The sequence below is a fragment of the Mycobacterium senriense genome (assembly GCF_019668465.1).
Lineage (GTDB): Bacteria > Actinomycetota > Actinomycetes > Mycobacteriales > Mycobacteriaceae > Mycobacterium > Mycobacterium senriense.
This window is the reverse complement of sequence record NZ_AP024828.1, coordinates 3,289,660-3,308,237: the sequence shown is the minus strand read 5'-3', so window position 1 is coordinate 3,308,237 and position 18,578 is coordinate 3,289,660. Positions and strand designations below refer to the sequence as shown.

General features: G+C 67.7%; 16 protein-coding genes and 1 pseudogene. 8 read left to right on the top strand and 9 right to left on the bottom strand.

Translation table 11 applies throughout. The annotated features are described in order from the left end of the window. The first annotated feature begins 93 nt into the window (after positions 1-93). From MTY59_RS15955 to MTY59_RS15945, 3 genes are all read left to right on the top strand, one after another. Positions 94-3,813: a multifunctional oxoglutarate decarboxylase/oxoglutarate dehydrogenase thiamine pyrophosphate-binding subunit/dihydrolipoyllysine-residue succinyltransferase subunit gene (locus MTY59_RS15955; RefSeq protein ID WP_221042011.1), complete on the top strand. Its 3,720-nt coding sequence runs from the start codon at positions 94-96 to the stop codon at positions 3,811-3,813. Between the two features lie 105 nt (positions 3,814-3,918). Further along, complete coding sequence (locus tag MTY59_RS15950; protein WP_221042010.1) at positions 3,919-4,746, top strand: SDR family NAD(P)-dependent oxidoreductase; 828 nt, start codon at positions 3,919-3,921, stop codon at positions 4,744-4,746. A 96-nt stretch (positions 4,747-4,842) separates the two neighbouring features. Then, a complete protein-coding gene (locus tag MTY59_RS15945; RefSeq protein ID WP_221042009.1) occupies positions 4,843-5,694 on the top strand; it encodes an SDR family NAD(P)-dependent oxidoreductase in 852 nt (283 codons plus the stop codon). 63 nt (positions 5,695-5,757) lie between these two features. Here the strand turns inward: MTY59_RS15945 and MTY59_RS15940 are convergent, their stop codons facing one another. The 3 genes from MTY59_RS15940 to MTY59_RS15930 are packed head-to-tail and all read right to left on the bottom strand — an operon-like array spanning position 5,758 to position 8,875. Next, a complete protein-coding gene (locus MTY59_RS15940) occupies positions 5,758-6,627 on the bottom strand; it encodes a glycine betaine ABC transporter substrate-binding protein (RefSeq protein ID WP_221042008.1) in 870 nt (289 codons plus the stop codon). Next, positions 6,624-7,832 carry an NAD(P)-dependent malic enzyme gene (locus MTY59_RS15935; RefSeq protein WP_221042007.1) on the bottom strand — a complete coding sequence of 403 codons (1,209 nt, stop codon included), beginning with the start codon at positions 7,830-7,832 and terminating at the stop codon, positions 6,624-6,626. The genes MTY59_RS15940 and MTY59_RS15935 overlap by 4 nt, the downstream gene beginning before the upstream one ends. 53 nt (positions 7,833-7,885) lie before the next feature. Continuing rightward, positions 7,886-8,875: a malate dehydrogenase gene (locus MTY59_RS15930; RefSeq protein ID WP_221042006.1), complete on the bottom strand. Its 990-nt coding sequence runs from the start codon at positions 8,873-8,875 to the stop codon at positions 7,886-7,888. 189 nt (positions 8,876-9,064) lie between these two features. Here MTY59_RS15930 and corA point away from each other — a divergent pair, with 189 nt between their 5' ends. After that, positions 9,065-10,165 (top strand): magnesium/cobalt transporter CorA, encoded by a 1,101-nt coding sequence (gene corA / locus MTY59_RS15925; RefSeq protein WP_250160575.1) that lies wholly within the window; start codon positions 9,065-9,067, stop codon positions 10,163-10,165. Positions 10,166-10,171: 6 nt separating this feature from the next. On the opposite strand, the gene MTY59_RS15920 is transcribed toward corA, so the two are convergent. Genes MTY59_RS15920 through MTY59_RS15895 form a run of 6 tightly spaced genes read right to left on the bottom strand, consistent with a single transcriptional unit; the run spans position 10,172 to position 15,668 of the window. Next, positions 10,172-10,759 (bottom strand): suppressor of fused domain protein, encoded by a 588-nt coding sequence (locus MTY59_RS15920; RefSeq protein ID WP_221042004.1) that lies wholly within the window; start codon positions 10,757-10,759, stop codon positions 10,172-10,174. Next, complete coding sequence (locus MTY59_RS15915) at positions 10,756-11,934, bottom strand: ABC transporter ATP-binding protein (RefSeq protein WP_221042003.1); 1,179 nt, start codon at positions 11,932-11,934, stop codon at positions 10,756-10,758. Before MTY59_RS15915 ends, MTY59_RS15920 begins: the two co-directional genes overlap by 4 nt. Before the next feature lie 4 nt (positions 11,935-11,938). Further along, the gene (locus tag MTY59_RS15910; protein WP_221042002.1) at positions 11,939-12,790 is read right to left on the bottom strand and encodes a carbohydrate ABC transporter permease; all 852 of its coding nucleotides are present in this window, start codon (positions 12,788-12,790) and stop codon (positions 11,939-11,941) included. After that, positions 12,780-13,715: a carbohydrate ABC transporter permease gene (locus tag MTY59_RS15905; RefSeq protein WP_415823340.1), complete on the bottom strand. Its 936-nt coding sequence runs from the start codon at positions 13,713-13,715 to the stop codon at positions 12,780-12,782. The genes MTY59_RS15910 and MTY59_RS15905 overlap by 11 nt, the downstream gene beginning before the upstream one ends. After that, a complete protein-coding gene (locus MTY59_RS15900; protein WP_221042001.1) occupies positions 13,712-15,124 on the bottom strand; it encodes an extracellular solute-binding protein in 1,413 nt (470 codons plus the stop codon). The genes MTY59_RS15905 and MTY59_RS15900 overlap by 4 nt, the downstream gene beginning before the upstream one ends. Positions 15,125-15,146: 22 nt before the next feature. Beyond that, the gene (locus MTY59_RS15895; RefSeq protein WP_221042000.1) at positions 15,147-15,668 is read right to left on the bottom strand and encodes a YflT domain-containing protein; all 522 of its coding nucleotides are present in this window, start codon (positions 15,666-15,668) and stop codon (positions 15,147-15,149) included. Between the two features lie 204 nt (positions 15,669-15,872). Here MTY59_RS15895 and MTY59_RS15890 point away from each other — a divergent pair, with 204 nt between their 5' ends. The 4 genes and pseudogenes from MTY59_RS15890 to MTY59_RS15880 all read left to right on the top strand — a co-directional run bounded on the left by MTY59_RS15890 (position 15,873) and on the right by MTY59_RS15880 (position 18,558). After that, on the top strand, positions 15,873-16,472 hold the full coding sequence (locus tag MTY59_RS15890; RefSeq protein ID WP_221041999.1) for a DUF4190 domain-containing protein: 600 nt from the start codon (positions 15,873-15,875) through the stop codon (positions 16,470-16,472). 9 nt (positions 16,473-16,481) lie between these two features. Further along, a pseudogene (locus MTY59_RS27970) lies at positions 16,482-16,597 on the top strand (hypothetical protein); the annotation flags it as partial. A gap of 114 nt (positions 16,598-16,711) precedes the next feature. Then, on the top strand, positions 16,712-18,019 hold the full coding sequence (locus MTY59_RS15885) for a magnesium transporter MgtE N-terminal domain-containing protein (RefSeq protein ID WP_221041998.1): 1,308 nt from the start codon (positions 16,712-16,714) through the stop codon (positions 18,017-18,019). Beyond that, entirely contained in the window at positions 18,016-18,558 is a 543-nt protein-coding gene (locus MTY59_RS15880; RefSeq protein WP_221041997.1) for a DUF1003 domain-containing protein, read from the top strand. The genes MTY59_RS15885 and MTY59_RS15880 overlap by 4 nt, the downstream gene beginning before the upstream one ends. The last annotated feature ends 20 nt before the right edge of the window (positions 18,559-18,578 follow it).

The following is an 18,578-nucleotide window of genomic DNA, read 5'->3' as shown; positions in this document are numbered from 1 at the left end:
CCGTGGGAGGTGTTCGGTCCTCAGGGGCCGACAAGGGTGCAGGCGCCACGGGAATGCGCTTGCGGAATAGAAGGATTGAGGCGAACTGCGGTCGTGAGCAACATAAGTTCACCATTCGGGCAGAACGAATGGCTGGTCGAGGAGATGTACCGCAAGTTCCGCGACGACCCCTCGTCAGTCGATCCGAGCTGGCACGAGTTCCTGGTCGACTACAACCCTGAGCCCGCCGGTGAACCCGCGCCGGCCGCCCCGAGCAGCAGCGACGGGCCGCCGGCCGCCGCCCCCGCCCCGGCGAAGCCGGCTCCGGCGGCCCCGCAGGCCACCGCGCCCGCCAAGCCCGCGCCCCCCGCCAGCACCGCCGCCGGCAATGGGGTCGCGGCGCGGCCGGCCAAAGCCCCCACTCCCCCGCCGGCCGAAGGCGACGAGCTGCAGACGCTGCGCGGTGCCGCCGCGGCCGTCGTCAAGAACATGTCGGCGTCGCTGGACGTACCGACGGCGACCAGCGTCCGCGCCGTCCCGGCCAAGCTGATGATCGACAACCGGATCGTCATCAACAACCAACTCAAGCGCACCCGCGGCGGCAAGATCTCGTTCACCCACCTGCTGGGCTACGCGCTGGTGCAGGCGATCAAGAAGTTCCCGAACATGAATCGGCACTACGCCGAGGTCGACGGCAAGCCGACCGCGGTGACGCCGGCGCACACCAACCTCGGCCTGGCGATCGACCTGCAGGGCAAGGACGGCAAGCGTTCCCTGGTGGTCGCCGGGATCAAGGGCTGCGAAACCATGCGCTTCGCGCAGTTCGTCACCGCCTACGAAGACATCGTGCGACGCGCCCGCGACGGCAAGCTGACCGCCGAAGACTTTGCCGGCGTGACCATTTCGCTGACCAACCCGGGCACCATCGGCACCGTGCACTCGGTGCCGCGGCTGATGAGCGGTCAGGGCGCCATCATCGGCGTCGGCGCCATGGAATACCCCGCGGAGTTCCAGGGTGCCAGCGAGGAACGCATCGCCGAGCTGGGCATCGGCAAGCTGATCACGCTGACCTCCACCTACGACCATCGCATCATCCAGGGTGCGGAGTCCGGCGACTTCCTGCGCACCATCCACGAGATGCTGCTGTCGGACGCCTTCTGGGACGAGATCTTCCGCGAGCTGGGAAACCCGTACCTGCCGGTGCGCTGGAGCACCGACAACCCGGACTCGATCGTCGACAAGAACGCCCGGGTGATGGAGTTGATTGCGGCCTACCGCAATCGCGGTCACCTGATGGCCGACATCGACCCACTGCGGCTGGACGGCAGCCGGTTCCGCAGCCACCCGGACCTCGAGATCCTCAACCACGGCCTGACGCTGTGGGACCTCGACCGGGTGTTCAAAGTCAACGGCTTCGCCGGAAGCGAGTACAAGAAGCTGCGCGACGTGCTGGGTCTGCTGCGCGACGCCTACTGCCGCCACATCGGCGTGGAGTACACCCACATTCTCGAACCGTCGCAACAGGAATGGCTGCAGCAGCGCGTCGAGACCAAGCACGTCAAACCGACGGTGGCCGAGCAGAAGTTCATCCTGAGCAAGCTGAACGCGGCCGAGGCCTTCGAAACCTTCCTGCAGACCAAATACGTTGGCCAGAAACGATTTTCACTGGAAGGCGCGGAAAGCATCATCCCGATGATGGACGCGGCGATCGATCAGTGCGCCGAGCACGGGCTCGACGAGGTGGTCATCGGGATGCCGCACCGCGGCCGGCTCAACGTGCTGGCCAACATCGTCGGCAAGCCGTACTCGCAGATCTTCAGCGAGTTCGAGGGCAACCTCAATCCGGCGCAGGCGCACGGCTCCGGTGACGTCAAATATCACCTGGGCGCCACCGGCGTGTATCTACAGATGTTCGGCGACAACGACATTCAGGTGTCGCTGACCGCCAACCCGTCGCATCTGGAGGCCGTCGACCCGGTGCTGGAGGGCCTGGTGCGGGCCAAGCAGGACCTGTTGGACCACGGCGCCCATGACCACGGGGATGAGAAGGCCTTCTCGGTGGTGCCGATGATGCTGCACGGCGACGCCGCGTTCGCCGGTCAGGGCGTGGTCGCCGAAACCCTGAACATGACTAACCTGCCCGGCTACCGGGTCGGCGGCACCATTCACATCATCGCCAACAACCAGATCGGCTTCACCACCGCGCCGGAGTACTCGCGGTCCAGTGAGTACTGCACCGACGTCGCGAAGATGATCGGGGCGCCGATCTTCCACGTCAACGGCGACGACCCGGAGGCGTGCGCGTGGGTGGCCAAGCTGGCCGTCGACTTCCGGCAGGAGTTCAAGAAGGACGTCGTCATCGACATGCTGTGCTACCGCAAGCGCGGGCACAACGAGGGCGACGACCCGTCGATGACCAACCCCGCGATGTACGACGTCGTCGACCTCAAGCGCGGCGTCCGCAAGAGTTACACCGAAGCCCTGATCGGCCGCGGCGACATCTCGATGAAGGAGGCCGAGGACGCGCTGCGCGACTACCAGGGCCAGCTGGAGCGGGTGTTCAACGAGGTCCGCGAGCTGGAGAAACACGGCGCGCTGCCGAGCGAATCGGTCGAGGCCGACCAGATGCTGCCGGCGGGCCTGGCCACCGCGGTGGACAAGTCGCTGCTGGCCCGCATCGGCGACGCGTTCCTGGCGACCCCGGACGGCTTCACCGCGCACCCGCGGGTGCAGCCGGTGCTGGAGAAGCGCCGCGAGATGGCCTACGAGGGCAAGATCGACTGGGCCTTCGGCGAACTGCTGGCGCTGGGCTCGCTGGTGGCCGAGGGCAAGCTGGTGCGGCTGTCGGGCCAGGACACCAAGCGCGGCACCTTCTCCCAGCGGCACTCGGTGATCATCGACCGCAACACCGGTGAAGAGTTCGCCCCGCTGCAACTGCTGACGATGAACGCCGACGGCACCCGCACCGGCGGCAAGTTCCTGGTCTACGACTCGCCGCTGTCGGAATACGCCGCCGTCGGCTTCGAGTATGGCTACACGGTGGGCAACCCGGACGCCCTGGTGTTGTGGGAGGCGCAGTTCGGGGACTTCGTCAACGGCGCGCAGTTGATCATCGACGAATTCATCAGCTCCGGTGAGGCCAAGTGGGGCCAGCTGTCCAACGTCGTGCTGCTACTGCCGCACGGCCACGAAGGCCAGGGCCCCGACCACACCTCGGCCCGCATCGAGCGTTTCCTTCAGCTGTGGGCCGAGGGCTCGATGACCATCGCGATGCCCTCGACGCCGTCCAACTACTTCCACCTGTTGCGGCGCCACGCCCTCGACGGCGTGCAGCGGCCGCTGATCGTGTTCACGCCGAAATCGATGCTGCGCAACAAGGCCGCGGTCAGCGACGTCCGGGACTTCACCGAGATCAAGTTCCGCTCGGTGCTTGAGGAGCCGACCTACGAGGACGGCATCGGTGATCGCAGCAAGGTCACCCGGGTCCTGCTGACCAGCGGCAAGCTCTACTACGAGCTGGTGGCCCGCAAGGCCAAGGACAACCGCGAAGACGTGGCGATCGTGCGGATCGAGCAGCTCGCCCCGCTGCCGAAGCGGCGGCTGGGCGAGACGCTGGACCGCTACCCGAACGCCAACCAGTACTTCTGGGTGCAGGAGGAACCGGCCAACCAGGGTGCGTGGCCGCGCTTCGGGCTCGAGCTGCCCGAGCTGCTGCCCGACAAGCTGACCGGGATCAAGCGGATCTCGCGGCGGGCGATGTCGGCCCCGTCGTCGGGCTCGTCGAAGGTGCACGCCGTGGAGCAGCAGGAGATCATCGACACCGCGTTCGCCTGACCGGCGACGAGGGCTGAGCCGGGCGGGGTTCGGTGACCCACGGGTATCAGGGACCGTCGGTACCGGCTAGCCTCGACGCAAACGTGCCGATAAGGAAGGGTGCTCATGCAAGGGTTCGCCGGCAAGGTCGCGGTGGTGACGGGCGCGGGTTCGGGTATCGGGCAGGCGCTGGCCCTGGAGTTGGCCCGCTCGGGCGCCAAGGTGGCCATCAGCGACGTCGACCTCGAGGGCCTGGCCCACACCGAGGAACAACTGAAGGCAATCGGCGCGTCGTTCAAGTCCGACCGGCTCGACGTCACCGAGCGCGAGGCGTTCCTGGCCTACGCCGATGCCGTCAAGGAGCACTTCGGCAAGGTCAACCAGATCTACAACAACGCCGGCATCGCCTTCACCGGCGACGTCGAAGTCAGCCAGTTCAAGGACATCGAACGGGTGATGGACGTCGACTTCTGGGGCGTCGTCAACGGCACCAAGGCTTTCCTGCCGCACCTGATCGCTTCCGGCGACGGGCACGTCATCAACGTGTCCAGCGTGTTCGGGCTGTTCGCGGTGCCCGGACAGGCGGCCTACAACTCGGCAAAGTTCGCCGTGCGCGGCTTCACCGAGGCGCTGCGGCAGGAGATGGCGGCGGCCGGCCACCCGGTGGCGGTGACCACGGTGCACCCCGGCGGCATCAAGACCGCCATCGCGCGCAACGCCACCGCCGCCGAGGGCCTCGACCAGGCCGAGCTGGCCAAACTGTTCGACAAGCGGCTGGCCAAGACCACCCCGCACCGCGCGGCTGTGATCATCCTGGACGCGGTGCGCAAGAAGAAGGCGCGGGTCCTGGTCGGTTCCGACGCCAAGGCACTGGACATCCTGGTGCGGCTGACGGGTTCGGGTTATCAGCAGCTGTTCGGGCCGGTAATGGGCCGGTTGCTGCCCAAGCAGTGAATCTCAGCGTCGCCGATTCAGGATTTCGTACTGCTGTAGCCGGCGTCGCTGGTAACGGTTAGCGTCAAGCGGTCGAGCCGCACGAGGGAGTGTTGCATGGATACGTTCGCCGGCAAGGTCGCCGTCGTCACCGGCGCCGGTTCGGGCATCGGCCAGGCGCTGGCGGTCGAGCTGGGCCGGGCGGGTGCCAAGGTGGCCATCAGCGACGTCGACACCGCGGGGCTGGCGCAGACCGCCGAACAGCTGACGGCGATCGGCGCGGCGTTCAAGTCCGATCGGCTTGACGTCACCGAGCGCGAGGCCTTCCTGACCTACGCCGACGCGGTGAACGAGCACTTCGGTAAGGTAAACCAGATCTACAACAACGCCGGCATCACGTTCATCGGATCCATCGCGGACAGCCGGTTCAAGGACATCGAGCGGGTCATCGACGTCGACTATTGGGGCGTCGTCAACGGCACCAAGGCTTTCCTGCCGCACCTGATCGCCTCCGGCGACGGCCACGTCATCAACATCTCGAGCGCGCTCGGCCTGTTCTCGGCGCCCGGCCAGGCGGCATACGTCGCCGCCAAGTTCGCCGTCCGGGGATTCACCGAGGCGCTGCATCAGGAGATGGCCCGCGCCGGTCACCCGGTGCGGGTGACGACGGTCCACCCGGGCGGCATCAAGACCGCCTTCGCCCGCAATGCGACCGGCGTCGAGGGACTCGACCATGCCGAGCTGGCCAGCCTGTTCGAGGAGCAGCAGGCCAAGACCACCCCGCTGCGAGCCGCGCAGTTGATCCTCGACGGCGTGCGCAAGAACAAGCCCCGGGTCCTGGTCGGTCCCGACGTCAAGGCGATGGACCTGTTGGTGCGGGTCGCAGGGCCGAACCACGACCGACTGCTGGGCGGGCCGGTGATGAGCCGCGTCAAGGACTTTGTGACCCGGTTGCTGCCGAAGCGCTGACCCGGTCGATGAGCGCGTGGATACGCGCGACAGAGGGCCGGGGCACGTCAGCCGCAGCCCGGTCTACCGGCCGAGCGGATGCTCGGCCAGCCAGCCTCCCGCCACCGCCTGAGGGTCGGCGCCGGTGGCCACCTGCCGCCGCATCTCGACCAGGGCCGCGGTGTCCAGGACACCGGCCACCTCGTTGATCGCCAGCAACTGCCGCTCGCTGAGCGCGTTGCGCCGATACAGTGGCACCACGTTCTCGGCGCGGATCAGTGCGGGCTTGCCGTCGGTCAGCGCGACCAGGTCGCCAGGGGTGCCGGGATCGGTGGTGGTGGTCCATCCCGCGGTAAGCTGCCCGGCCCGAATCGCGGCGAACATCGTTGCGCCGTCCGGGAATTCGCGTGGCGCGGGAAGCCGGCAGGACCCGACCGTCGACGGCTGCTGATGCCCGGCGACGGTCCCGACGATGAGGCCATCGCAGTGCCGGGGCAGCGTGCTCAAGTCGGCGCTGACATCGCTGCCGCCCCAAGCCTTGGCGGTGGGCTGACTCACCAGCAACACGGGCTTGTCCTCGGCGGCCGTCGTGTAGTCGCCCGCGACGACGCCCTCGGGCAGCGCGGCGATCATCGCGCGGTAGACGTCTTTGTCCGACATCGCCGTCGCTCCCGGCTGCAGGGCTTGCAACGTGCGGCCGGTGAAGGCGGGCACGACGGTGAATGCGCCGGAATCCAATTGCGGCTTCGGGTCGGCGGCGGTCGCGGCCCGCGCGCCGAACCCGTAGGACCGCAGGGCGGCGACGTACACGCCGGCCAGCAGCGCCGAATCGGTGTCAGGCCGGGATCCGACCACCACTTCGGCGCGGGCACGATGGTCGCCGGTGTCGGTCGCGCAACCGGCGACGGCCAGTGCGGCGGCGAGCAGTGGCGCCGCCAGCCTGCCGATTCTCACCCCCCGGCGACGGAAGGGTCCGACGCTTCCGTGGCCAGCGCGACCGCCGTGGCGACCGCTTCCCCGACGCGGGTGTCCAGGGGGCTGGGGACGATCCGGTCGAGGGCGAGGTCGTCGCTGACGACGGAGAAGATCGCCTCGGCCGCCGCGACCATCATTCTTTCGGTGATCCGGCGCGCGCCGGCTTCCAGCGCACCGCGGAACACCCCGGGGAAGGCCAGCACGTTGTTGATCTGATTCGGGAAATCGCTACGGCCGGTGGCCACCACCGCGGCGTACTTGGCCGCGATCTGCGGGTGGATCTCCGGATCGGGGTTGGACAGCGCGAACACGATCCCGTCGGGCGCCATGGTCGCGATCATCTCTTCGGGGACCACGCCGCCCGACAGGCCGAGGAACACGTCGGCGCCGCGGATGCCTTCGGCCAGGCTGCCGGTCAGACCGGTGGGGTTGGTGCGCCGCGCCAGGGCCACCTTGACGTCGTTCATGTCGTCGCGACCGGTGTGCAGAATCCCGCGTGAGTCGAGCACGGTGATGTCCGAAACACCCATCGCCATAAGGAGATTGGTGCATGCGATACCGGCCGCACCGGCTCCGGACACCACCACCTTCAGCGACGCCATGTCGCGACCGAGAACCTTGCTGGCACCCATGAGCGCGGCCAGCACCACGATCGCCGTGCCGTGCTGGTCGTCGTGCATCACCGGGCAGTCCAGCGCCTCGATGAGACGACGCTCGATCTCGAAGCAGCGCGGCGCCGAGATGTCCTCGAGGTTGACGGCGCCGAACGTCGGCCGCAGCCGCACCAGGGTTTCCACGATCTCGTCGGGATCCTTGGTGTCCAGCACGATCGGGATGGCGTTCAGCCCGCCGTAGGCCTGAAACAGCGCGCACTTGCCTTCCATGACCGGCAGCGACGCCGCGGGTCCGATGTCGCCGAGGCCCAGTACCGCGCTGCCGTCGCTGACCACGGCCACCAGCCGGTTCGCCCACGTGTAGCGGGCCGCCTGTGCGTGGTCGGCCGCGATCGCCCGGCTGACCTGTGCGACGCCGGGGGTGTAGGCGATCGACAAAGCGCGCTGGGTGTCCAGTGGTGACGTCAGGCCTACGGAAAGCTTGCCGCCTACGTGTGCCTCGAAGATCTCCGCGTCGGTGATCACGCCCTGCTCGGCATTCGTCTGTATCGATTCAAGCAATTCGGACACGCGCTTCAGGGTACTGATTACCCATTAGTAGGCCTAATTGGCAATGCGGAATGTCAGATCAGCTTCAGCTCCGTGACGGCGGCGCGCTCGTCGACCAGCTCGGCGGTGGTCTTGTCGATGCGGCCGCGGGAGAACTCGTCGATCTCCAGCCCCTGCACGATCGACCAGTTGCCATCCTTGGTGGTCACCGGGAACGACGACACGATGCCCTCGGGCACGCCGTAGGAGCCGTCCGAGTAGACCGCCATCGACACCCAGTCACCGTCCGGGCTGCCCAGCAACCAGGAACGGGCGGCGTCGACGGTGGCCGACGCGGCCGAGGCGGCCGAGGAGGCGCCGCGCGCGTCGATGATCGCGGCGCCGCGCTTGGCCACGGTCGGGATGAAGTCGTTCTCGATCCAGTTCTGGTCGTTGACGACCTCGGCGGCGTTCTTGCCGCCCACCTCGGCGTGGAAGATGTCGGGGTACTGGGTGGCCGAGTGGTTGCCCCAGATCGTCATCTTCTTGATGTCGGTGACCTTGGCGCCGGTCTTGGTGGCCAGCTGCGAGATCGCCCGGTTGTGGTCCAGGCGGGTCAGCGCGGAGAACCGCTCCTTGGGGATGTCGGGGGCGTTGCTCAGCGCGATCAACGCGTTGGTGTTGGCCGGGTTGCCGGTCACGCCGATACGAACGTCGTCGGCGGCCACGGAATTCAGCGCCTTGCCCTGGGCGGTGAAGATCGCGCCGTTGGCCTCCAGCAGGTCGCTGCGCTCCATGCCCGGGCCACGCGGCCGCGCGCCGACCAGCAACGCCAGGTTCACGCCGTCGAAGATCTTATTGGCGTCCGCCCCGATCTCCACGCCGGACAGCAACGGGAATGCGCAGTCGTCCAGCTCCATCACGACGCCCTCGAGCGCCTTGAGCGCGGGCTCGATCTCCAGGAGACGCAGCTCGATCGGGCGGTCCGGGCCCAGCAGCGAGCCACTCGCCAGGCGGAACAACAGGCTGTAGCCGATCTGGCCGGCGGCGCCGGTGACGGCGACCTTGAGAGGACTTGCGCTCACGTCGATTTACTCCTCGTGGAGATGTTCGTGCAGATTCGGGTTCGGCTCGAAACTAGCGCACTATCCTCGGCCGCCGATCCCCGGTCCGCTACCAGGGCTTTCCCGACACCTGATCGTCGCGCTTCGAACAGCCGGGACGCGTACGATGGAGCACCGCCTGGTCGGGCCTGCGCACGGTGGGAGGTGGACGTGTTCCAAGGATTTGACGCATTGCCCGAAGCGCTTCGGCCCCTCGCGCACGAACCGCGTCCCCAGCCGAGCCCGGCCCCCGAGCCGCCTAAGGAGACGCTGGTCGACTGCGCCGTCTACGCCGACGGGCACCGGCTGCCCGGCAAACCCGGCTACGCGGCCGCCCTGGATAAAGTGCGCGAGATCGAAACACTGGGGCACAACGGCTTCGTCTGGGTCGGCTTGCGCGAACCCAGTCAGTCCGAGATGCAGGAAGTGGCCGACGTGTTCGGGATGCACCCGCTGGCCGTGGAAGACGCGGTCTGCGCCCACCAGCGGCCCAAGGTGGAGCGCTACGACGACACCCTGTTCTTGGTCCTCAAGACGGTCAACTACGTGCCCCACGAATCGGTGGTGCTGGCCCGCGAGATCGTGGAGACCGGCGAAATCATGGTCTTCGTCGGCAAGAATTTCGTGGTCACGGTCCGCCACGGCGAACACGGGGAGCTGTCCGGCGTGCGCAAGCGGATGGACGGCGACCCCGAGCAGATGCAGTTGGGCCCCTACGCGGTGCTGCACGCGATTGCCGACCATGTGGTGGACCACTACCTCGAGGTGAGCAGTTTGATGCTGGCCGACATCGACGGCATCGAGGGCCTGGCGTTCGCCCCCGGCAGCAAGATCGACGTCGAACCGATCTACCTGCTCAAGCGCGAGGTGGTCGAACTGCGCCGATGCGTCACCCCGCTGTCGTCCGCGTTCCATCGCATCCAGATGGACAACAAGGACGTGATCTCCAAAGAGGTGCGGCGCTATCTGCGCGACGTCGCCGACCACCACTCCGAGGCCGCCGACCAGATCGCCAGCTACGACGACATGCTCAATTCGCTGATCCAGGCGGCACTGGCCCGCGTCGGCATGCAGCAGAACAACGACATGCGCAAAATGGCGGCCTGGGCCGGTATTTTGGCGGTGCCCACCATGGTTGCCGCCATCTACGGGATGAACTTCCATTTCATGCCCGAGCTGGACTGGACGTGGGGATATCCGGGGATCATGGCCCTGATGACCGTCGCCTGCGTGGGTCTGTACTTCCAGTTCCGGCGCAACAACTGGCTCTAGCGGGCGTCAATTAGGCTGTGCGGCGGGGCGATTCGGATCCAGCACGTCGACCCCGTCGTTGTCCCACGCTTGACGCATCGCCTCGGCGCCCTTGAGCCGCACCCACGCAGCTTCGGTGGCGGTGATGGGCGTGGCCGACAGGAACTGCACCGGGTCCCGGGGTGGGTCCAGCGGCAGATCGCCGATCCCACTGCGGCCCAACAGGACAGCGGTGAACGGCACCCGCGAAGACGGGGACGCCCACAGCGGCGAGCCGAGGTCCACCAGCGCATCGGCGCACAGCACCACACCGTCGACGGCCGGCGCCGCCGCCAGGATCGCCAGGCTGCGCGCGATGCCGGAGATCGGACCGGGATCACGCAGCCGCAGCACGACTTCGGCGCGCGGACCGCGCACCGGGTCGGCCACATCCAGCGTCGGTTCGGTCATCGGGTGGCGCGAGCAGCCCAGCGTGACGTAGTGCACCGTGCCGTCCGGCTCGCGGAAACGCAGCACCTCGATGGTCTCGGTGCCGAGAAAGGTCACGCTCGCCGTATCGGGGTCGGCGTCGGTGAAGTGAGCCCGCAGATGCGCGCGTACCCGGTCCTGTGTCACGGTGTCCCCGACGGCGCGATGGTGAGGTTGGCTCCCGAGTCGGCATCGAAGACCACCAGCTTGCTGGTGTCGAAGGCCAGCTCGATCGACTGCCCGATGGCCGCCTTCGATTCGGCAGAAACCCTTGCCACGAACTGGTTTTCGTGGGCGTTTGACTCCGCGGCCAGCTCGTCCAGCTGGGCCGAGTGGGCGGCCCACGCCGCCGTGGAGAAGTAGACGTACTTGTCCGCGCCCAGCGACTCGACCAAGTCAACCTTCACCTCGAACGTCAGCGCCCTGATGCGCTGGTAACCGTCGATCAATGCGGCGTCGGACAGATGCTCGGGCCGCACCCCGACGATGACGTTCGCCGGCGCCGGATGCTGCCCGATCACCGCTTGGACCTCCGGTGTCAACATCACCTCACCGAACGGCAGTTTGAGCCCGCCGGGCATCGGCGTGGCCGGGAAGAAATTCATGGCCGGCGATCCGATGAAGCCGGCGACGAACAGGTTGGCCGGATGCTCGTAGAGCTCGTCGGGGGCGCCGACCTGTTGCGCGACACCGGAATGCATCACCACCACGCGGTCGCCCAGCGTCATGGCCTCGGTCTGGTCGTGGGTGACGTAGACCGTCGTGGTGCCCAGCCGCTTCTGCAGCCGGGCGATCTCACCGCGCATCTGGACCCGCAATTTCGCGTCCAGGTTCGACAGCGGCTCGTCCATCAGAAACGCCTTGGGATGGCGCACGATGGCGCGACCCATCGCCACCCGCTGCCGCTGCCCGCCCGACAACTGCGACGGTTTGCGGTCCAGGAGTTCGGTCAGGTCAAGGGTTTTCGCCGTCTCCTCGACCTTCTGGGCGATCTCGGCCTTCTTCATCTTGGCCAGCGTCAGCGGAAAGGCGATGTTCTGCCGCACCGTCATGTGCGGGTACAGCGCGTAGGACTGGAACACCATCGCGATGTCGCGGTCTTTGGGCGCCTTCTCGTTCACCCGTTCGCCGCCGATGCGCAGTTCGCCGGACGAGATGTCCTCGAGCCCGGCGATCATGTTCAGCGTCGTGGTCTTGCCGCAGCCCGAAGGGCCCACCAGGATCAGGAATTCGCCGTCGGCGATGGTGAGGTTCAGGTCGTGCACCGCCGTCGCGCCGTCGGGGTAACTCTTGCTGACATGGTCCAGCACAATCTCGGCCATCGAGTTATCCCTTCACCGCGCCAGAGGTCAACCCGGCGACGATTCGTCGTTGGAAGATTAAAACAAAAACGATGATGGGGACGGTGATCACGACGGCGCCGGCCGCGATCGAGCCGGTCGGCTCCTCGAACTGGGAACTGCCGCTGAAGTTCACGATCGCCACCGGCGCGGTGATGGCCGCTTTGGTGGCGGTCAGCGTCAGCGCCAGCAGCAGGTCGTTCCAGGCGAAAATGAACACCAGGATCGCCGCCGTCACCACGCCGGGCGCCGCCAGCGGCACGATCACCTTGCGGAACGCCTGGGCCGGTGTCGCGCCGTCCATTTTCGCCGCCCTCTCCAGATCCCAAGGGATCTCGCGGAAGAACGCCGACAGCGTGTAGATCGCCAGCGGCAGCGCGAAGGTGATGTATGGCAGGATCAGGCCGGGCCAGGTGTCGAACAAGCCGATGAATCGTTCGATGTTGAACAGCGGCGTCACCAGCGAGATCGCAGGAAACATGGTGATCAGCAGGGTGGTTCCAACCAGCAACCGCTTGCCCGGAAAGTCCAGGCGGGCAATCGCGTACGCGGCCATCGCACCGAGCAGGACCGCGATCACGGTGGTGATCAACCCGACCCCGACGGAGTTGATCAGCGCCGAACTGAAGAAGTCACCGCGAAAGATGCCGCGATAGTTGTCCAGAGATATCGACGACGGAATCAGCTTGCCGTCCTTGATCGTTGAGCTCGGCTTCAGCGACAGACTGAAGATCCACAGCACCGGAAGGAGGGCATACACCACCACCAGGGTGTCGATGACGGCCCAGAGCGCGGTGCGTCGCGCGCCCGCCGACAGGCCCGCCCCGCTAGCGGCCATCGACGTCACCCCCGGGCGCCGCCGCGCCGAACGCCTTGATGAACAGCACCGCGATCAGACCGACGCAGACGAAGATCAGCACGCTGATCGCCGAGCCGAGCCCGACGTTGAAGCCCTTGAACAGGTTGTCGTAGCCCAGCATCGACACCGAACCGGTATTGTTGGCGCCGTTGGTGATCACGTAGATGTTGTCGAAGATGCGAAACGCGTCCAGGGTCCGGAACAACAAGGCGACCACCACCGCCGGCTTGATGATCGGCAGGGTCACTCCGGTCAGCCGCCGCCACGCGCCCGCGCCGTCGACCTGGGCGGCCTTGAGCAGATCCTCGGGCACCAGCGCCAAACCGGCCAGCAACAGCAGCGACATGAACGGAGTGGTTTTCCACACCTCGGCGAGGACGACGATCGCCAGCGACGGGATCTGTTCGGTCAGCGGTGCGCTGCCCTGCGGCAACAGGTTGGCCAGGTAGCCGGTGCCCGGCGTCCACGCGTAATACCAGCTGTACGACGCGACGACGGTGACGATGCCGTACGGGATCAGCACCGCGGTGCGCACCAGGCCCTTGCCGACCAGGGTGCGGTGCATCACCAGCGCCAGCGCCAGGCCCAGCACGAATTCCAGGGACACCGAGACCACCGTGATGCCCAGCGTCACCGCCAGCGCGGTCCACCAATAGCGGTCGGTCAGGATGGTCACGTAGTTGTTCAGGCCGATGAACGCGGTGTCATTGGGCACGGCAAGGTTGTTGCGCTGCAGGCTCAACCACACGGCGTAGCCGATGGGATACGCCGTCACCGCCAGCATCAGGATCGCCGCCGGCGCGACGAGAAAAAACGCCAACCGCTGCTCGGCGGCCCGCCCGCGCAACCGTGGCGTCACGGAAGATGCTCGCGCGGTGCGGGTTTCGTCGCCGGCCCGCGTCACGGCAGCAGCCCTTTCCCGTCGATCGCCTTCTGCACCTGGGCGCTGAGCTCGTCGGCGGTCCGCTCGGGGTCGATCTGACCGATCGGGCTCAGCGTCGCGGCGAGCCGGATGGCCACACCCTGATAGACCGGCGTGGCCGGGCGCACCGCGGCATCGGTGAGCTGCCTGCGGATGATCGTGTACATCGGATACTTGCTCTGGAACTGCGGATCGGAATACAGCGAGGTACGCACCGGGGGCAGGCCGCCTTCGATCGCGACGTACTTCTGGTGCGCCAGATTACGCAGGCAGCGAATCGCTTCGAAGGCTTCGGCACGGTGCCGGGTGGTGCTGGCCACCGCCAGGTTGGCCCCGCCGATCGTCACCTTGGCCGGACGGCCCGGTGCCACACCGGGATACGGCGCGAAGCCGAAAACCTTCTCGCTGGCCTGATACGCGACACGGAATTGCTCGTCGCTGGGCACGAACGTCCCGGCATCGTTGATGCTGCCTGCCAGCTCCGGATTCCGGTTGAGCGGCAGGAAGGGCACCCCGCCCTTCACCGCGTTCTCCAGCATGGACGCCAGCGCGTACGGCCAGTTGACCGCGAGCGCCGCCCGGCCCTGTTCGACAGCCAACCGAGCGGTGCTCTCGTCCGTTCGGCTGATCGACGGATCGGCTCCCGGTGCGAGAGCCACCGACTTGAGGATGCGCAGCGCGGTCACGGTGGCCGCCCGGTGCGCCGGCGTGTCGGTGAGCGTGACACGGCGGCCGTCGTCGGAGAGCACCTGGCCACCCCCGCTCACCAGCAGGGTGTTGAACCAGACCACCAGGCCTTCGCCCTCGTTGGCCTGCACGCCGATCCAGCTGGGCTGCCCCGCGTCGTGCAATCGGGTGGCCTCGGACACCATGCCGTCCCAGGTCCGTGGTGGCTGGGCCACCAAATCGGGCCGGTACCAAAGCAATTCGGTGTTCGTGGTGACGGGTGCGCCGTACAGCTTGCCTTGCCAGCGCGCCGTCGACAGCGGGCCCGGCAACGTGTCCACCGTGGCGTCGGTCTCGGCTCGCCCCTCCGGGTCGTCGGACAACGGCACCGCCCAGCCCGCCTCGCCGAACTCGGCCGTCCACACCACGTCCAGCGACATCACGTCCAGGGTGCGGTCGTGGCCGGTCAGCCGGCGGGCCAGCTGCAGACGCTGCTCACCGGGGGCCCGGGGCAAGCTGATCTGCTGAATGGCGAAGCGGCCGTTGAATTGCTTCGTGCAGTCCCGGGCCACCGCGCTGAACGTCGCACCGTCGGCGGCCGTCGTGTAGAAGCTGATGACCAGCCCGTGGCTCCCGGACGCGCACGCCGATACCGCCTCGGCGATGATTGCCGTCGCCAGCGCGATTGCGCCTATCCGGCGCACGCGCCCGCGACGACTCACCACGAATTCAGACCTCTCGCGCGCCTCAGATCGCCAAGCGCGCCAACAGGTCCCGCGCCTTTTCTGCGTTTTGCGGATCACAGAGCACGTCGTAGCGCCCGGCCACCAATTGCATGGTCGAGCTGAAATCCCTTGTGCCACGGGCCATTGAGTAGGGAACAGCCGACGTAATCAGTCCGAAGAAGACGCCGGCGACCAACCCCGTGACCAGGGCCCCCCACGGGCTCGGGCTGAAGAAGCCGAGCACCAGCCCGATGAACAACCCCAGCCACGCCCCGCTCAGCACGCCGCCGCCCAGCACCTTGGGCCACGTCAGCCTGCCGGTGACACGCTCCACCTGCATCAGGTCGACACCGACGATGGTCACCTGCTGCACCGGGAACTGCTGATCGGACAGATAGTCGACGGCGCGCTGCGCCTCGGCGTAGGTGGGATAGGACCCGACCGGCCAGCCTCGCGGCGGCGTCGGCAGCCCCGGCCCGCGGCGACCCGCCGCACCCGGAGGCGTGGCGCCGGGAACCTGCCCAGGCTGGAAAGGATTAGTCATCGCCGTTCATTGTCCTCCGCCTCGGCCGTCGTTTCATCTCAGGGCCTCCCCACCCTATCCATCGACCTTGCGTCACCTGCGCAAACACGGTTCTTCCGGCGACATGGACCCGGTGCCGGCGCCACCACGAGCCCGGGTTTTGCTCGGGATGTGCCCGGATCCGCCGCGGCGCCCCTCACCTGCGCATGGGCTAGGTTGAACACCATGACAGCTCCCGGAGACGGCTTCGGCGAGGGCGGCCACCACGAGAAGGGCGACCCGTCCGCCGCCGGCGGCGGGGCCGCCGACCAGCCGGACGCGACCGCGCCCTGGGAGCCGCCCGGCGCACCGCCACCCGCCGAATCGGCGCCGCCGCCGTATCCCCCGCCGAGCCCCGACCACGCGTCGGGGTACCCACCGCATTACCCACCGCCCGCCGGTCCCCCGCCCGGATATGAGCAGCCGCCGGGCTATGGCGGCCCGGCCTATCCGCCGCCGCCCTACGGCGGTCCGCCCAGCTACGGGCCCCCCGGCTATCCGGGCGGTTACTACCCGGCGCCCGATTACCGGAGCGGCTACGGACCCGCGGGAACCCACCGGACCGGGACGAACGGGCTGGCGATCGCCTCACTGATCGCGGCCTTCACCGGCCTGCTGTGCGGCATCGGCTCGATCGTGGCCATAGTGCTGGGCGCGATCGCCCTGGATCAGATCAGGCGGACTCGCCAGGACGGCTTCGGCCTGGCGGTGGCCGGCATCGTCATCGGAATCGCCACCCTGGTGGTGATTTTGGTGATCGTGCTCTTCCGGCTGCACTCGCTTTAGCGCATTCCATCCGGGGTGATCGCAAGCGCGGCGCAGCCGGGCGCAGCGGGTCGCCACGCATCAGACCCGCGGTGATCGCAAGCGCGGCGCAGCCGGGCGCAGCGGGTCGCCACGCATCAGACCCGCGGTGATCGCACGCGCGGCGGAGCCGGGCGCAGCGGGTCGCCACGCATCAGACCCGGCGGCGCCGGGCCCGGGTTGTCGGCCATCGGGCCGACGGCTGCCTAGGCTCTACATCCATGGGATCGGTCAACAGGGTGTACATCGCGCGGCTGTCGCGGATGCTGGTGTTGGGTCCGCTCGGCGAATCCGTGGGCCGGGTGCGCGATGTCGTGATCAGCATCAGCATCGTGCGGCAGCAACCGCGCGTGCTCGGGCTGGTCGTCGACCTGGCGACGCGGCGCAGCATCTTCATCCCGATCCTGCGGGTCGCCTCCATCGAACCCAACGCCGTGACGCTGAGCACCGGCAGCGTATCCCTGCGCCATTTCGTGCAGCGGCCCGGCGAGGTGCTGGCGATAGGCCAGGTGCTCGACACGCAAGTCAAGGTGAACGACCCCGACCTGCCGGAGCTGGCCGGCCTCGACGTGGTCATCACGGACCTGGGGATCGAACAGACCCGGACTCGGGACTGGATGGTCACCAGGGTGGCCGTCCGCGTGCCGAGGCGACTGGGACGACGCGGCCCCGTCCACGTCGTCGACTGGCAGAACGTGCAGGGCCTGACCCCGTCGGCGCTGTCATTGCCGGGCCAGGGAGTGACCCAACTGCTGGACCAGTTCGAGGGCCGCAGGGCGGTCGACGTGGCGGATGCCATCCGCGGGTTGCCGGTCAAGCGGCGCTACGAGGTGCTCAAGGCCCTCGACGACGACCGACTGGCCGACGTGTTGCAGGAGCTGCCCGAATTGGACCAGGCCGACGTGTTGTCGCAGCTGGGCACCGAACGCTCCGCCGACGTGCTCGAGGAAATGGATCCCGACGACGCGGCCGACCTGCTCGGGGTGCTGAACCCGACCGACGCCGAGATGCTGCTGACCCGGATGGATCCCGACGAGTCCGAACCGGTGCGCCGGCTGCTCGCGCACTCCCCCGACACCGCCGGCGGCTTGATGACGTCGGACCCGGTGGTGCTGACGCCCGACACCTCGGTTGCCGAGGCGTTGGCCCGGGTTCGCGACCCCGAACTCACCACCGCGCTGTCGTCCATGGTGTTCGTCGCGCGCCCGCCGACGGCCACCCCCACCGGCCACTACCTGGGCTGCGTTCCCCTGCAACGACTGCTGCGTGAGCCGCCGGCGGCTCTGGTCGGCGGGATTGTCGACAGCGACCTGTTGACTTTGACGCCGGAGACCCCGCTCGGTGCGGTCACCCGCTACCTGGCCGCATACAACCTGGTTTGCGGACCTGTGGTCGACGACCAGAATCATCTGCTCGGCGCGGTAACGGTGGACGACCTGCTCGATCACTTGCTGCCGCACGACTGGCGGGTGGACATGCAGGAGTTCGACACCGCCGGCCGGGTCAACGGACGGGGAGGATCCGAGTGAGCAAATCCTCAACCCCGCGGGGCCTGTACACCCCGCGGACGTCGCGCAGGTATTCACCGCGGCTGGACCCCGAGGCCGTCGGGCAGATCACCGAGTCGATCGCGCGCTTCTTCGGCACCGGCCGCTATCTGCTGATCCAGACCGTCGTGGTGATCGTATGGATCGCGTTCAACCTCATCGCCGTCGCGGAGCGCTTCGACCCCTATCCGTTCATCCTGCTGAACCTCGCCTTCTCCACGCAGGCCGCCTACGCCGCCCCGTTGATCCTGTTGGCGCAGAACCGCCAGGAGAACCGGGACCGAGTCGCGCTGGAGCAAGACCGTCGTAGAGCCGCCGAAACCAAAGCCGACACCGAGTACCTGGCGCGCGAACTGGCCGCGTTGCGGCTGGCCGTCGGCGAGGGCGTGACGCGCGAATACCTGCGTCACGAGCTCGATGACCTGCGCGAACTGCTGACCAATCTGCTGCCCGAAACCGCGGACGTCGACCCGGTTGAGCGCGGTGACGGCCTGGAACGAACGGCTAAGAAATCCAGGTGAGAACCGTTTGGACCATTGCG